The organism is Pseudomaricurvus alcaniphilus (assembly GCF_011440395.1).
Taxonomy (GTDB): Bacteria; Pseudomonadota; Gammaproteobacteria; order Pseudomonadales; family Cellvibrionaceae; genus Pseudomaricurvus; species Pseudomaricurvus alcaniphilus.
The window spans coordinates 117,626-131,124 of record NZ_JAAOIX010000012.1 but is presented as its reverse complement, the minus strand read 5'-3'; the positions used below and the strand labels follow the sequence as shown (position 1 = coordinate 131,124).

Below are 13,499 nucleotides of genomic sequence, written 5' to 3'. Positions count from 1 at the left end.
GACTCTAGCCAGCCTATTTAATTGAAGAGGCTCCATTCCAGGAAAATAAAATCTATTCCTATAAAATCGATATTAATCTTCAATTAATCCTGATTTAATGAAGATCTAATTTAGCATAAAGTACACGCAATTACAGCAACAAACTCATCGCACAGGCCCGGGAGCATAATGGATACCAGCAACGCACACGGCGGCACGTTGATTAACCTCTATGTTGAGGGTGAGCAACTGGCGCAGGAGAAACAGAAGGCCGAATCCAACCGCTCCTGGGATTTGAACGCGCGGCAGATGCTGGACCTGGAACTGCTGCTCAACGGCGCGTTTTCACCGCTGACGGGTTATTTGTCCCAGGCCGACTACACCTCTGTGCTCGAGTCCATGCGCCTTAGCGATGGCACCCTGTGGCCCATTCCCGTCAACCTGGATGTGACCGAGGCGTTTGCCGCGGAGACCAGCATCGGCGAGGAGATCACCCTGCGCGACCCGGAGGGGGTGGTGATCGCCAACCTGGTGATTACCGACCTGTGGACACCGGATCGCGAGCAGGAAGCCATGCACGTGTTCAAGACCACCGACGATACTCACCCGGGGGTCTGCACCCTGCTGCGCGACAGCAACCCGGTGTACCTGGGAGGCACTCTCACCGGGGTGACGCCACCGCTGCACTACGACTTCGCTCACTACCGCCGCGACCCGCGGGCCCTGCGCGCCAAGTTTGACGAGCTGGGCTGGGACAAGGCCATTGCCTTCCAGACTCGCAACCCGATTCACAAGGCCCACGTCATTATGATGAAGCGCCTGATGGCCAAGGCCCAGGCCAATGTGGTGATCCACACGGCGGTGGGCAAGACCAAGCCCGGTGATATCGACCACTTTTGCCGGGTGCGCTGCTATGAAAAGATCCTCGGCTACTTCCCCCAGGACAGCGCCCAGATCAGCTTGCTGCCGCTGGCCATGCGCATGGCCGGCCCGCGCGAGGCCCTGTGGCACGCCATCATTCGCCAGAACTACGGCTTTAGCCACTTTATTGTCGGCCGCGACCACGCCGGCCCCGGCCGCAACAATCGCGGCGGTTTGTTCTACGGCCCCACCGAGGCCCAAGAGCTGGTGGCGTCACTGCAGAGCGAGCTCAAGATCACCGTTTTGAAGGCGCCGTTCCTGCGCTACGTCAAGGAGCGGGGCGAGTTTTGTGAGGAGCACGAGTTGCTGTCCGGTGAAGCCGGGCTCTACATCTCCGGTGCCGAACTGAAGCAGATGCTGTTAAAGGGTGAGTCGGTGCCGAGCTGGTTTGCTTATCCGGAAGTGATCGATGAACTCAATCGCACCCTGCCGCCGCGCTCCAAACAGGGCTTTACCCTGTTTTTTACCGGCCTGTCGGGTTCCGGCAAGTCCACCCTCGCCAACGGCGTGATGGTCAAGCTGCGCGAGATCGGCGGTCGCCCGGTATCCCTGCTGGACGGCGATGTGGTGCGCAAGAATCTCTCCAGCGAGCTGTCCTTCTCCAAGGAGCACCGCAACCTGAATATCCTGCGCATTGGCTACGTCGCCAGTGAAATCAGCAAGAATGGCGGCGCCGCTATCTGTGCCCCCATCGCGCCCTACGCTGCCACCCGCAAGTCCGTGCGCAGCATGATCGATGAGGTGGGCGCGTTTGTAGAGATTCACGTGGCCACCCCCATCGAGGTGTGTGAGAGCCGCGACCGCAAGGGCCTGTACGCCATGGCCAGAGCGGGTAAAATAAAGGGCTTTACCGGCATTGATGACCCTTACGAGGCGCCGGAAAACCCGGAGCTGGTGATCGATACCTCGCAGTATTCCATGACCGACGCGGTCAATATTGTGATTGATAAATTAAAGGAGCTGGGTTTGCTCCCGGCACCAAAACCCAAAGCCGCGGTAATTGATTATTCAATTTGATGTTTAACAGTGCAGCGGCGGTGGTCAAAGTATCGTCACCCCCGCACAGGCGGGGATTGGGGACCAAAAATCAAAGTATCGTCATCCCCGCGCAGGCGGGGATCCAGATGTTTAATCGAGCAATGGATTCCCGCCTGCGCGGGAATGACGAGATAACAGGCACATGTAGCATGACGAAAAAACAGACACGCGCAGCATGACGAAAAAACAGACACGCGCAGCAAGACGAAAGAACAGGCACTAACTACACAACCAAATACCGTTCATTATTAACATTTATTTTAAACATCTAACCAGTCTGCATGCACTCTAAGCGTCTGGATTAGCAAAGTAACAAACACAACAGGTGGCACTATGGATCCGAAAAAACTCACTCACTTGAAGCTGCTGGAAGCCGAGAGCATCCAGATCTTCCGCGAAGTTGCGGCCGAATTCGACAACCCGGTCATGCTCTACTCGGTCGGCAAGGACTCCTCCGTACTGCTGCACCTGGCGCGTAAGGCGTTCTACCCGGGCAAGATCCCGTTCCCGCTGCTGCACGTGGACACCACCTGGAAATTCCGCGAGATGATCGAGTTCCGCGATCGCATGGCCAAGGAGTACGACTTCGACCTGCTGGTGCACATCAACCCCGAGGGTGTGGCCATGGGCGTCAACCCCTTCACCCACGGCAGCGCCAAGCACACCGACGTGATGAAAACCGAAGGCCTAAAGCAGGCGCTCAATCACTACAAGTTTGACGCCGCCTTTGGTGGCGCGCGCCGCGACGAGGAGAAGTCCCGGGCCAAGGAGCGGGTCTACTCGTTCCGCGACAAGAACCACCGCTGGGATCCGAAAAACCAGCGCCCCGAGCTGTGGACCATCTACAACAGCAACGTCGACAAGGGCGAGAGCATCCGCGTCTTCCCCCTCTCCAACTGGACCGAGCTGGATATCTGGCAGTATATCTACAAGGAAAACATCCAGATTCCTGAGCTCTACCTGTCCAAAGAGCGCCCCGTGGTGGAGCGCGATGGCGTACTGATCATGGTGGACGACGACCGTATGCCGCTGGAAGAAGGCGAAGTGCCGGAAATGAAGAAGGTGCGCTTCCGCACCCTGGGTTGCTACCCGCTCACCGGTGCGGTGGAGTCGGAAGCGGCTACCCTGCCGGAGATTATCCAGGAGATGCTGCTGACCAAGACCTCCGAGCGCCAGGGCCGCGTGATCGACAGCGACTCTGCCGGCTCCATGGAGAAGAAAAAGATGGAAGGCTACTTCTAAGCGGCGGCCAATTCAGAAATCAAATTATTGCCGGGTGGATCGCCGAGCGATCGACCCCAGCGCAGAGATAGAGTGGGAAGAATGTTATGACTGAAGCTAAATCACTTGTCGAAACCGACATCATCAAATACCTCGACATGCACGAGAACAAGGAGCTGTTGCGCTTCCTGACTTGCGGCAGCGTCGACGACGGTAAAAGTACCCTGATCGGCCGCCTGCTGCACGATTCAAAAATGATCTTTGAAGATCACCTGTCGGCTATCAAAAACGACTCCAAGCGTTTTAACACCACCGACGGCGAGTTCGACCTGGCGCTGCTGGTGGACGGCCTGCAGAGCGAGCGCGAGCAGGGCATCACCATCGATGTGGCCTACCGCTATTTCTCCACCGACAAGCGCAAGTTTATTATCGCCGACACCCCCGGGCATGAGCAGTACACTCGCAACATGGCCACCGGCGCCTCCAACTGCGACCTGGCGATTGTGATTATCGATGCCCGCCGCGGTGTGTTGACCCAGACCAAGCGTCACAGCTTTATCGTCTCGCTGCTGGGCCTCAAGCACGTGGTGGTCGCCATCAACAAGATGGACCTGGTGGACTACAGCGAAGAGCGCTATAACGAAATCGTCGAAGAGTACATGGCCTTCGCCAAGGACCTCGATATTCCCGATATCCAGTTCGCGCCGATCTCCGCCCTGCGCGGCGACAACGTGGTGAACAAGTCCGAGCATATGCCCTGGTTCAGCGGTGAGCCGCTGATGCACGTGCTGGAAAATATCGAGATCGCCAAAGACCGCAACCTGGATAACTTCCGCCTGCCGGTGCAGTACGTGATTCGCCCGAATCTGGATTTCCGCGGCTTTGCCGGCACCATTGCCTCCGGTGTGATCAAGCCCGGTGACGAGGTGGTGTCCCTGCCCTCGGGCAAGACCAGCAAGGTTAAGACCATCTCCACCTTCGACGGCGACCAGCCCGAGGCCATTGTGCAACAGGCGGTTACCCTGACCCTGGAAGACGAGATCGATGTCAGCCGCGGCGACATGCTGGTGAAGAAAGGCGACCTGCCCCACGTCGGCAAGGGCGTCAAGGCGCACGTGATCTGGATGGCGGAAGACCCGCTAAAGCTGCACAAGCAGTACGCGATCAAGTTTGTCAGTAAGAAGTCACTGGGCAGCGTGGCCGCGATTGAGCACAAGATCGACGTCAACACCATGGCAACCAGCCCGGCGGACGGCCTGGCCCTGAATGAGATTGCCCTGTGCGATATCAGCTTTGATACGCCGGTGATTTTCGACAGCTACAAGGACAACCGCATTACCGGTGCCTTTATCATTATCGACCGCCTCACCAATGGCACCGTGGGTGCCGGCATGATTGTCAGCGAACTGAGCCTGAAGGGACTGGATACCGGGGTATCTAACGAAGACCTGCGCCGCGACCTGAAAGCCAAGCTGCAGGATGTTGCCGGTCAGGTTGACGGTATGAGCGACAACCAGATGATCGCCTTGTACAAGGCGCTGGACGAAGCGCTGGGTTGATTGAGGTCGGCCGGAGGTAGTAACTACCTCCGGCCGTCATCCCCTTTTTTCTTCTCTAGAATCACCCTATTCTTTATTCTCTAAAGTCATCCTCTTCTTTATTTTCTACAGTCATCCCCTTCTTTATTCTCTACAGCCATCCTCTTCTTTATTTTCTAAAGTCATCCTCTTCTTTATTTTCTAAAGTCATCCCCTTCTTTATTTTTTTCTAAAGTCATCCCCGCGAAGGCGGGGATCCATAAAGTTCATAGCAGTGGATCCCCGCCTGCGCGGGGATGACTAACGCCTGCGCGGGGAGGACTAACGCCTGCGCGGGGATGACTAACGCCTGCGCGGGGATGACTCTTACCCAGCTATTGGGCTGACTCTGGCAGCACACTAATAACCCGCAAAAACGCCCTCAGCCGCGGCCGTAGGTATCCTCAAAGCGCACAATATCGTCCTCGCCCAGATACGAGCCCGACTGCACTTCAATCATTTCCAGCGCGATAGCACCGGGGTTTTCCAGCCTGTGGGTGACGCCCAGGGGAATATAGGTGGACTGGTTCTCGGTCACCAGGAAAGTCTCTTCACCCTTGGTCACTTTCGCCGTGCCGCTGACCACGATCCAGTGCTCGGCGCGGTGGTGGTGCATCTGCAGGCTCAACTTGCCGCCCGGCTTCACCACAATGCGCTTGACCTGGAAGCGCGGGCCGCAATCGATGGAGTCGTAGTAACCCCAGGGGCGATAGACCTTGCGGTGCAACTGGGCCTCGCTGCGGCCCTCAGCCTTGAGCTGGGCGACAATCTGCTTGACGTCCTGCACCTGGTCCTTGTGCGCCACCATAATGGCGTCATCGCTCTCAACGATCACCAAGTCCTCGACACCTACGGTGGTGACCAGCTTGGAGTCGCTGCGAATATAGCTGTTTTTGGTGGCCACGGTGAGCACATCGCCGTGCAGGGCGTTGCCGGCGTCGTCCTTGCTGGAGACATCCCACAGGGCCGACCAGGAGCCGACATCGTTCCAGCCACAGGACATGGGCACTACCACCGCATCGGCGGTTTTTTCCATCACCGCGTAATCGATGGAATCGTCCGGACAGGCGAGGAAGGCGTCCTTGCCGGGGCGCACAAAATCCACATCTTCGCGGGTCTCGGCCATGGCCTGTTCACAAGCCGCGAGAATCTCCGGCCGGTGAGACTGCAATTCTTCCAGGTAGCGGCTGGCCTTGAACATAAACATACCGCTGTTCCACAGGTAGTTACCGGAACTGACGTACTGTTCGGCGGTGGCGAGATTGGGCTTTTCCACAAACTCGGCGACATTGTGGGCCAAGCCGGAGAGTTCTTCGCCGGTGCGAATATAGCCGTAGCCGGTTTCCGGGCCGGTAGGCACGATGCCAAAGGTCACCAGCTGGCCTTTTTCTGCGAAACTGGCCGCAGTAATAACCGCCTTCTGGAACGCCGGCACATCGCGAATCACGTGGTCGGCGGCCAGGATCAGCAGCAGCGGGTCACCGCTGCTGGACTGTTTTTGCGCTTGCAGGGCTGCCAGCGCCACTGCCGGCGCCGTATTGCGACCGGCCGGTTCGAGAATAATCTGGGCCTTTTCGCCGTCTTCGCGCAGTTGCTCGGCCACGGTAAAACGGTGATCTTCACCACAGATAACCAGCGGCGCACTGGCCTTGAGCCCTTGCAGTCGCTGGCAGGTGTCCTCCAGCATGGTGCTGTCATTCACCAGCGGCAGAAACTGTTTCGGGTAAAGCGAGCGCGACATGGGCCACAGGCGGGTGCCTGAGCCGCCGGCCATAATGACGGGTATAATCATTGAGCAGTCCTTTGAGGTAAGCATAAATGAAGGTCTAATGGTGAGATTTTAGCCTGTAGCGGCGGAAAAATCCTGTTTTGTCCGCCGCACCCGGTGTGTCCAGCGGTTACGAAGCAATTGTTATGCCTTTGATTAATTGCGCGGGACTTCTCCCGGAATCGGAAACATCAAGCGGGTAATCCAGATAAGGCCAACAACAACAGCAAGTTCGACACCTTGACGGAGTAGGCTAAACGGCTCGCGCTCACTGCGTTCGGACCGCAGTCGCCGCCGCGCCGCGTTGCCAACAGAGCATGACCACTAGCCCGGCCATCACGCCAAGGCTGTCCATGGCAAAGTCGATCCAGTCGAAGGAGCGGGTCGGCAACAGGTGCTGGCTTATCTCGATCGCCAGCCCCACAAGCAGGCACAGCAATGTCAGCAGCAGGGGCGACCGGCGGCGAAAAGCCATGTGCAGCACCAGGGTCAATAGAAAAAAGCCCAAGCCGTGGGCCCAAAGGTCAAAGCGATCCACGTACTGCGGCAGTGGCTTTTCCTTGAGCCCAGCCCAGAAAATAGCCATCAGTACCAGCCCAGCCAGCAAGCGCCAGGGTAGAAGTGTTTGTTGCCAGCGAGTATTCAAGTCGCGTCCATCCATGAAATTTCTACAGTCCATCGTCAATGGCCATTATGCCTCAGCTGCATAGGTCACTGCCAATGGCATTAACGGTAGTTCGGTGCCAATCCTGACCTTATGTAATGCGCAGTATGGATAGCGCGTTCGCAATCACACTTTTGCCTGATGGCGCTGCACCGGGCTTGCCGTAAAGTGGACCAACCCAAATGGATTTGGACCGACACCGTGCAACCAGACACCGTGCAACCACAAGCAACCACCGGCGGCAGCCATTTCTTTTTTACCCTCGCCACCAGCAAGCGTCAGCCGGTCTTGTGCCGGACCCATGAAATCCAGCTCTTGCGCTCTGCCTTTCGCTTCGCCATGGACCGCCGCCCGTTTAACCTGAGCGCCATCTGCGTGCTGCCCGATCACCTGCACTGCATCTGGGAGTTGCCCGCCGGGGACTGCGATCACGCCACCCGCTGGCGCTTGTTGCACAGCTGGTTTGCCAAATACTACCGGGGCGGCAGCGTGGTATGGCAACCGGACTATTGCGAGCGCCCCCTGCAGGGGACGGAAGAGCTAGACTGGCACCTGGATTACGTCCACTTCGACCCGGTCAAGCACGGCCTCGCCAGCCGCGCGGCCCAGTGGCCCTGGTCCAGCTTTCACGCCTACGTCAAACGCGGCCTCTACCCACCCCACTGGGGCGAGCATATCGAAATGAATGACGCCAGTGGCGAGCGCTGGCTATAGCAGCTGGCTTTAGCCGCTGGCCATTGGGGCGGGTTAAAGGGGCTGGTTAAAAGGGGCTGGCCAAAAGGGGCTGGCTATTGCGGCTGACCATTGGGGAGCGAAAGATGTGCAGCAGAAGTTGTGACAGAAATTGCGGGCAATAAAAAAGGCGCCGTCTAAAGCGCCCTTTTTATTGGTGAAAACTGACCGAAATCAATCTTCTTCAACTGCTTCTGCAGCCACTGGGCGGTCAACCAGCTCAACGTACGCCATAGGTGCCTTATCGCCAGCGCGGAGACCGCACTTGAGGATACGGATATAACCACCCGGGCGGGACTCGTAACGAGGCCCCAGTTCGTTGAACAGCTTGCCCACTGCAGCTTTGCTACCCATGCGGCTGAAAGCCAGGCGGCGGTTGCTGACACTGTCGTTTTTCGACAGTGTGATCAGTGGTTCGGCCACAGAGCGCAGCTCTTTAGCCTTAGCCAGTGTTGTTCTAATCAGCTCGTGCTCGACCAGGGATACGGTCATGTTCTTGAACATGGCCTTACGGTGCGAGGCGTTGCGATTCAGTTGACGGCCACTATGACGATGACGCATAACTCTAAACCCTTACTTTGCGATTGCTGGATCCGTTCACACGGAGCAACTAATCCTGTTTAAACCACTGCCCGACTACATCCAGGCGGTGACAATCTTGTTTACGCTAACCGGTCGTCTTTTGCGAGACTGGCTGGCGGCCAATTTTCCAGACGCATACCGAGTGACAATCCGCGCGAGGCCAGGATGTCCTTGATCTCGGTAAGAGACTTTTTACCCAGGTTCGGTGTTTTCAGCAGCTCTACTTCGGTGCGCTGGATCAGGTCACCAATGTAGTAAATGTTCTCTGCCTTCAAACAGTTGGCTGAGCGCACTGTCAGCTCCAGGTCGTCGACCGGGCGCAACAATACTGGATCGATCTCTTCTTCTTTCTCTTCCGGCTCGGCTTCTTTCTCGCCTTCCAGGTCGACAAAGACAGCTAACTGCTGCTGCAAAATAGTGGCAGCGCGGCGGATAGCCTCTTCAGGATCGATAGTACCATTGGTTTCCAGGTCGAGGATCAGCTTGTCCAGGTCGGTCCGCTGCTCTACACGAGCGCTTTCCACTTGATAAGCCAACCGCTGTACCGGGCTGAATGATGCGTCCAGCTGCAAACGGCCAATTGCACGAGTTTCTTCTTCATCATTGCGACGCGCATCGGCTGGCTGGTAGCCACGACCACGTGCAACAGTAAGCTTCATGTTCAGCGCCACGTCACCGGTAATGTTGGCAATTACGTGATCCGGGTTGGTGATCTCAACTTCGTGATCCACCTGGATGTCACCGGCCGTTACCACACCCGGTCCTTTGCTGGACAGGGTCAACACGGCGTGGTCCTTACCGTGCATTACCACGGCAACACCTTTCAGGTTGAGCAGGATTTCAATTACGTCTTCCTGCACACCTTCAATAGCGCTGTATTCGTGCAGCACGCCATCGATCTCGACTTCGGTCACGGCACAGCCGGGCATGGAAGAGAGAAGAATTCGACGCAGCGCGTTACCCAGTGTATGACCAAAACCACGCTCAAGCGGTTCCAGAACCACTCTCGCACGCGTCGGGCCAATTTCCGTGACGTCGATATGACGCGGTGTCAAAAACTCGTTTACAGCAGTCTGCATTGTCACACCTTTAATGAGTTATCTCTTACTTGGAGTAAAGTTCAACGATCAGGTTCTCGTTGATCTCGGCTGGCAAGTCGGCACGATCAGGCACACGCTTGTAGGTGCCTTCTTTCTTGTCCGAGTTGACATCAACCCACTCTACTTCTGAGCGCTGAGCAGCCAGCGTCAACGCTTGCTGAATACGCAATTGGTTCTTGGCCTTTTCGCGTACGGCAACAACGTCACCGGCTTTTAACTGGTAAGAAGCGATATTAACGGTCTGGCCGTTAACAGTGATCGACTTGTGAGATACCAGCTGGCGAGATTCTGCGCGTGTTGAGCCAAAACCCATGCGATAAACGACGTTATCGAGACGGGATTCGAGCAGTTGCAGCAGGTTTTCACCAGTAGCGCCCTTGCGACGAGCAGCTTCTTTGTAGTAACCGCGGAATTGCTTTTCCAGGATACCGTAGGTGCGGCGAACTTTTTGCTTTTCGCGCAGCTGAACACCATAGTCGGACAGACGACCACGGCGAATACCGTGCTGACCCGGTGCATTTTCAACTTTACACTTGGAATCCAGTGGACGTGACCCGCTCTTCAGGAACAGATCGGTTCCTTCACGGCGAGACAGTTTACATGTTGGTCCTATATAACGTGCCATTTCTTCAAGCCCCCTTACACACGACGTTTCTTCGGCGGACGACAGCCGTTATGTGGAATTGGCGTGACGTCAGTGATGTTGGTGATTTTGTAGCCAACATTGTTCAACGCACGAACGGCAGATTCACGACCAGGACCAGGACCTTTAACTTCCACGTCCAGGTTCTTCAGGCCGTAATCCTTGGCGGCTTCACCGGCACGTTCTGCGGCGACCTGCGCAGCGAACGGGGTGGACTTACGTGAACCACGGAAACCCGAACCGCCGGATGTTGCCCAGCTGAGGGTGTTTCCCTGACGATCAGTGATGGTCACGATCGTGTTGTTAAAAGAGGCGTGGATGTGTGCAACACCATCGACTACCGTCTTTTTAACCTTTTTCTTAACTGCTTTATTACTTGGCTTTGCCATAGCAACTCTTCCTAACCTTTACCTTGTGAGACTCCGGAACGTCAGCTCCGCAGCTTACCTTTTGATCGGCTTGCGCGGACCCTTACGGGTGCGGGCATTCGTCTTTGAACGCTGGCCACGAACAGGCAAGCCACGACGATGACGCAGACCGCGATAGCAGCCCAGGTCCATCAAACGCTTGATGCTCATAGAAACTTCACGACGCAAGTCACCCTCAACTGCAACCTTGGCGACTTCGCCACGTACAGCGTCCATCTGCTCATCGCTGAGTTCAGAAATTTTGGTAGACTCAGCAACGCCAGAAGCAGCGCAAATTTGTTTCGCAGTTGTGCGACCGATCCCATACACATAGGTCAGGGAGATAACGGCATGCTTATTATCTGGAATATTGACACCAGCAATACGGGCCATTCAGATTACTCCACGTATATCTTAAATTGCAGCGTTGACGACGAGAAACCGCCATCCAGTACGCCTCGAAAAAGCGCGCAAGAATAACGGCATTCCGCCCAAAAAGCAATAGCCAGAGAGTTTCCCCTCTGACGACAGTCAACGCCCCCTTGTGATCAACCCCGTGATTCAGTCAGCAGGGTTGATTTTGGCCGCCTAATTACCAGTGTTACCAGTGAATTAGAGGGCCAATGTCTCTTGGCTGGGCCGGGTTTTAGTAACGACTCCGGCTTTGAGACAGTGGCCTGGCTGCAGGGCTGGCAAAAACCGGCCCCGGCAGACAGATCACTTTAGCCTTGGCGCTGCTTGTGACGTGGCTCGGCGGCACAGATAACCCGTACTACACCCTTACGACGTACAATCTTGCACTTGCGGCAAACTTTCTTAATTGAAGCACGAACTTTCATGACTCATTACACCTTAATCAACGGCCAGCGGGCTGCACCCTAACGGGCTGAACCATAGCCTTTGAGATTTGCTTTTTTCATCAGTGAATCGTACTGATGAGACATAAGATGCGACTGCACCTGGGACATAAAGTCCATTACCACGACCACTACGATAAGCAGTGATGTACCACCCAGGTAGAACGGTACGTTCGTGGCGACCACCAGGAACTGCGGCAACAAACACACCGCTGCGATGTACATCGCGCCAACCACAGTCAACCGCGTCAACACCTTGTCGATGTACTTGGCAGACTGCTCGCCGGGACGAATACCTGGGATATACGCTCCGGATTTCTTCAGGTTATCGGCCACTTCCGCCGGGTTGAACATCAACGCCGTATAGAAGAAGCAGAAAAACACAATCAATGCCGCGAACAGGATAAAGTTCAACGGCTGGCCCGGGCCAATCGCCAGCGCCATTTCCTGCAGTATTTCGCTACCGATGCCTTCGCCACCCTGGCCGAACCACTGTGCGATCGAGGCCGGGAACAGCAATATACTGCTGGCAAAGATCGCCGGAATTACGCCGGCCATGTTCACCTTCAATGGCAGGTGACTGCTCTGGGCGGCAAATACCTTGCGACCCTGCTGGCGCTTGGCGTAGTTGACCGTAATGCGACGCTGGCCGCGCTCGATACGAACCACCAGCCAGACCACCGCAATAGCCAATACAGTGATGCCGAGCAGCAGCAGGATATGCAAATCACCCTGGCGCGCACTCTCAAATGCCTGACCGACCGCACTCGGCATACCGGCCACGATACCGGCAAAAATCAGCATCGAGATGCCGTTGCCTATACCGCGCTCAGTGACCTGCTCGCCCAGCCACATCATAAACACCGCACCGGTGACCAGAGACGTTACCGCGACGAAGTAAAAGGCAAAGCCGGTCATATACGCCTGGCCGGAAAAGCCCACGCTCATGCCGATGCCTTGTACCAGCGCCAGCACCACAGTGAGATAGCGGGTGTACTGGCTGATCTTGCGACGCCCGGCATCCCCCTCTTTCTTCAGCTGCTCCAGCGATGGTGTCACGGCGGACATCAACTGCATGATAATCGAGGCCGAAATATAGGGCATGATGCCCAGGGCCAGGATACTCATCCGCTCCAGCGCGCCACCGGAGAACATATTAAACAGGCCCAGGATCGTGCCCTGGTTCTGGTTAAATAATGACGCCAGACGCTCGGGATCGATGCCCGGTACAGGAATATGGGTTCCGATCCGGTAAACAATTATCGCCACAAAAAGAAAACGAAGGCGAGCCCAAAGCTCGCCCAGTCCTTTTTGCTTTCCTAATGGCAGGTTGCCCGTCGCCATTGGTACCTCGCTATTCGTCCAATCGAGAGATTACTCTTCGACTTTACCGCCAGCCGCTTCGATCGCAGCCTTGGCTCCCTTAGTCACAGCCAGACCTTTAACGGTCACTGCTTTGGTAATTTCACCGGACAGAAAGACTTTGGCACGCTTCATGTTGATGTTGATCACATCAGCTTGCTTGAGTGCTTCCAGATCAATCACTTCGGCGTCGATATTGTTCAGCTCAGCCAGTCGAACTTCGGCAGTTACGCGGCCAACACGGGAAGTAAAACCGTATTTTGGCAGACGCTTCTGCAGTGGCATCTGGCCACCCTCGAAACCGGGCTTGACCGTACCACCGGAGCGGGATTTCAGACCCTTGTGGCCGCGACCTGCGGTTTTACCCAGGCCACTACCAATACCGCGACCGACTCGCTTCTTGCTGTGAGTGCTACCTGGAGCAGGACTCAGAGTGTTCAGGCGCATGTTACTCTCCCTCTACCTTAATCAGGTATTGTACCTTGTTGATCATACCGCGCACGGAAGGAGTATCTTCAACTTCTACTGTGTGTCCAATGCGACGTAAACCCAGACCTGCCACACAGGCCTGGTGGTTTTTCAGGCGACCAGCGGTGCTTTTAACCTGGGTCACCGTAATCATTTTCTTAGCCATGGTGTTTCCAACCT

Annotated in this window: 15 protein-coding genes; 4 read left to right on the top strand and 11 right to left on the bottom strand. The window is 56.0% G+C overall.

Going from position 1 to position 13,499, the window contains the following annotated elements; translation table 11 throughout:
- Window positions 1–168: 168 nt before the first annotated feature.
- The 3 genes from G8764_RS19875 to cysN all read left to right on the top strand — a co-directional run bounded on the left by G8764_RS19875 (window position 169) and on the right by cysN (window position 4,718).
- A complete protein-coding gene (locus G8764_RS19875) occupies window positions 169–1,917 on the top strand; it encodes a bifunctional sulfate adenylyltransferase/adenylylsulfate kinase (protein ID WP_166167223.1) in 1,749 nt (582 codons plus the stop codon).
- Between the two features lie 321 nt (window positions 1,918–2,238).
- Entirely contained in the window at window positions 2,239–3,180 is a 942-nt protein-coding gene (gene cysD, locus G8764_RS19870; RefSeq protein ID WP_341806427.1) for a sulfate adenylyltransferase subunit CysD, read from the top strand.
- 86 nt (window positions 3,181–3,266) lie between these two features.
- Window positions 3,267–4,718, top strand: coding sequence for a sulfate adenylyltransferase subunit CysN (gene cysN, locus G8764_RS19865; RefSeq protein ID WP_166167218.1), 1,452 nt, complete (start codon window positions 3,267–3,269; stop codon window positions 4,716–4,718).
- 400 nt (window positions 4,719–5,118) lie between these two features.
- Here the strand turns inward: cysN and G8764_RS19860 are convergent, their stop codons facing one another.
- Together G8764_RS19860 and G8764_RS19855 are read right to left on the bottom strand one after the other, a co-directional pair.
- The gene (locus G8764_RS19860; protein ID WP_166167215.1) at window positions 5,119–6,528 is read right to left on the bottom strand and encodes a mannose-1-phosphate guanylyltransferase/mannose-6-phosphate isomerase; all 1,410 of its coding nucleotides are present in this window, start codon (window positions 6,526–6,528) and stop codon (window positions 5,119–5,121) included.
- Between the two features lie 244 nt (window positions 6,529–6,772).
- Entirely contained in the window at window positions 6,773–7,165 is a 393-nt protein-coding gene (locus tag G8764_RS19855; protein WP_166167212.1) for a VanZ family protein, read from the bottom strand.
- A 171-nt stretch (window positions 7,166–7,336) separates the two neighbouring features.
- Between G8764_RS19855 and G8764_RS19850 the strand changes: the two genes are divergently transcribed.
- The gene (locus G8764_RS19850; RefSeq protein ID WP_166167209.1) at window positions 7,337–7,882 is read left to right on the top strand and encodes an REP-associated tyrosine transposase; all 546 of its coding nucleotides are present in this window, start codon (window positions 7,337–7,339) and stop codon (window positions 7,880–7,882) included.
- Window positions 7,883–8,074: 192 nt separating this feature from the next.
- Here G8764_RS19850 and rplQ read toward each other — a convergent pair whose 3' ends face one another.
- From rplQ to rpmD, 9 genes are all read right to left on the bottom strand, one after another.
- A complete protein-coding gene (gene rplQ / locus G8764_RS19845; RefSeq protein WP_166167206.1) occupies window positions 8,075–8,461 on the bottom strand; it encodes a 50S ribosomal protein L17 in 387 nt (128 codons plus the stop codon).
- Between the two features lie 101 nt (window positions 8,462–8,562).
- Window positions 8,563–9,561, bottom strand: a complete 999-nt coding sequence (locus tag G8764_RS19840; protein WP_166167203.1) for a DNA-directed RNA polymerase subunit alpha — start codon at window positions 9,559–9,561, stop codon at window positions 8,563–8,565.
- A gap of 25 nt (window positions 9,562–9,586) precedes the next feature.
- Window positions 9,587–10,207 (bottom strand): 30S ribosomal protein S4, encoded by a 621-nt coding sequence (gene rpsD / locus G8764_RS19835; protein ID WP_166167200.1) that lies wholly within the window; start codon window positions 10,205–10,207, stop codon window positions 9,587–9,589.
- Window positions 10,208–10,221: 14 nt separating this feature from the next.
- Entirely contained in the window at window positions 10,222–10,614 is a 393-nt protein-coding gene (gene rpsK / locus G8764_RS19830; protein WP_166167178.1) for a 30S ribosomal protein S11, read from the bottom strand.
- A 54-nt stretch (window positions 10,615–10,668) separates the two neighbouring features.
- On the bottom strand, window positions 10,669–11,025 hold the full coding sequence (gene rpsM / locus G8764_RS19825) for a 30S ribosomal protein S13 (RefSeq protein ID WP_166167175.1): 357 nt from the start codon (window positions 11,023–11,025) through the stop codon (window positions 10,669–10,671).
- Window positions 11,026–11,354: 329 nt separating this feature from the next.
- The gene (rpmJ, locus tag G8764_RS19820; protein ID WP_166167172.1) at window positions 11,355–11,471 is read right to left on the bottom strand and encodes a 50S ribosomal protein L36; all 117 of its coding nucleotides are present in this window, start codon (window positions 11,469–11,471) and stop codon (window positions 11,355–11,357) included.
- 39 nt (window positions 11,472–11,510) lie between these two features.
- Entirely contained in the window at window positions 11,511–12,833 is a 1,323-nt protein-coding gene (secY, locus tag G8764_RS19815; protein ID WP_166167169.1) for a preprotein translocase subunit SecY, read from the bottom strand.
- A 30-nt stretch (window positions 12,834–12,863) separates the two neighbouring features.
- Window positions 12,864–13,298: a 50S ribosomal protein L15 gene (gene rplO, locus G8764_RS19810; protein WP_166167166.1), complete on the bottom strand. Its 435-nt coding sequence runs from the start codon at window positions 13,296–13,298 to the stop codon at window positions 12,864–12,866.
- Between the two features lies 1 nt (window position 13,299).
- On the bottom strand, window positions 13,300–13,485 hold the full coding sequence (gene rpmD / locus G8764_RS19805) for a 50S ribosomal protein L30 (protein WP_166167163.1): 186 nt from the start codon (window positions 13,483–13,485) through the stop codon (window positions 13,300–13,302).
- Window positions 13,486–13,499: the final 14 nt, after the last annotated feature.

What these genes read in the sequence shown, in the direction of transcription:
- G8764_RS19875 (WP_166167223.1), top strand. Translation starts at nt 169, where the DNA reads ATGGATACCAGCAACGCACACGGCGGCACGTTGATTAACCTCTATGTT.
- cysN (WP_166167218.1), top strand. Translation starts at nt 3,267, where the DNA reads ATGACTGAAGCTAAATCACTTGTCGAAACCGACATCATCAAATACCTC.
- G8764_RS19860 (WP_166167215.1), bottom strand. Translation starts at nt 6,528, where the DNA reads ATGATTATACCCGTCATTATGGCCGGCGGCTCAGGCACCCGCCTGTGG.
- G8764_RS19855 (WP_166167212.1), bottom strand. Translation starts at nt 7,165, where the DNA reads ATGGATGGACGCGACTTGAATACTCGCTGGCAACAAACACTTCTACCC.
- rplQ (WP_166167206.1), bottom strand. Translation starts at nt 8,461, where the DNA reads ATGCGTCATCGTCATAGTGGCCGTCAACTGAATCGCAACGCCTCGCAC.
- G8764_RS19840 (WP_166167203.1), bottom strand. Translation starts at nt 9,561, where the DNA reads ATGCAGACTGCTGTAAACGAGTTTTTGACACCGCGTCATATCGACGTC.
- rpsD (WP_166167200.1), bottom strand. Translation starts at nt 10,207, where the DNA reads ATGGCACGTTATATAGGACCAACATGTAAACTGTCTCGCCGTGAAGGA.
- rpsK (WP_166167178.1), bottom strand. Translation starts at nt 10,614, where the DNA reads ATGGCAAAGCCAAGTAATAAAGCAGTTAAGAAAAAGGTTAAAAAGACG.
- rpsM (WP_166167175.1), bottom strand. Translation starts at nt 11,025, where the DNA reads ATGGCCCGTATTGCTGGTGTCAATATTCCAGATAATAAGCATGCCGTT.
- rpmJ (WP_166167172.1), bottom strand. Translation starts at nt 11,471, where the DNA reads ATGAAAGTTCGTGCTTCAATTAAGAAAGTTTGCCGCAAGTGCAAGATT.
- secY (WP_166167169.1), bottom strand. Translation starts at nt 12,833, where the DNA reads ATGGCGACGGGCAACCTGCCATTAGGAAAGCAAAAAGGACTGGGCGAG.
- rplO (WP_166167166.1), bottom strand. Translation starts at nt 13,298, where the DNA reads ATGCGCCTGAACACTCTGAGTCCTGCTCCAGGTAGCACTCACAGCAAG.
- rpmD (WP_166167163.1), bottom strand. Translation starts at nt 13,485, where the DNA reads ATGGCTAAGAAAATGATTACGGTGACCCAGGTTAAAAGCACCGCTGGT.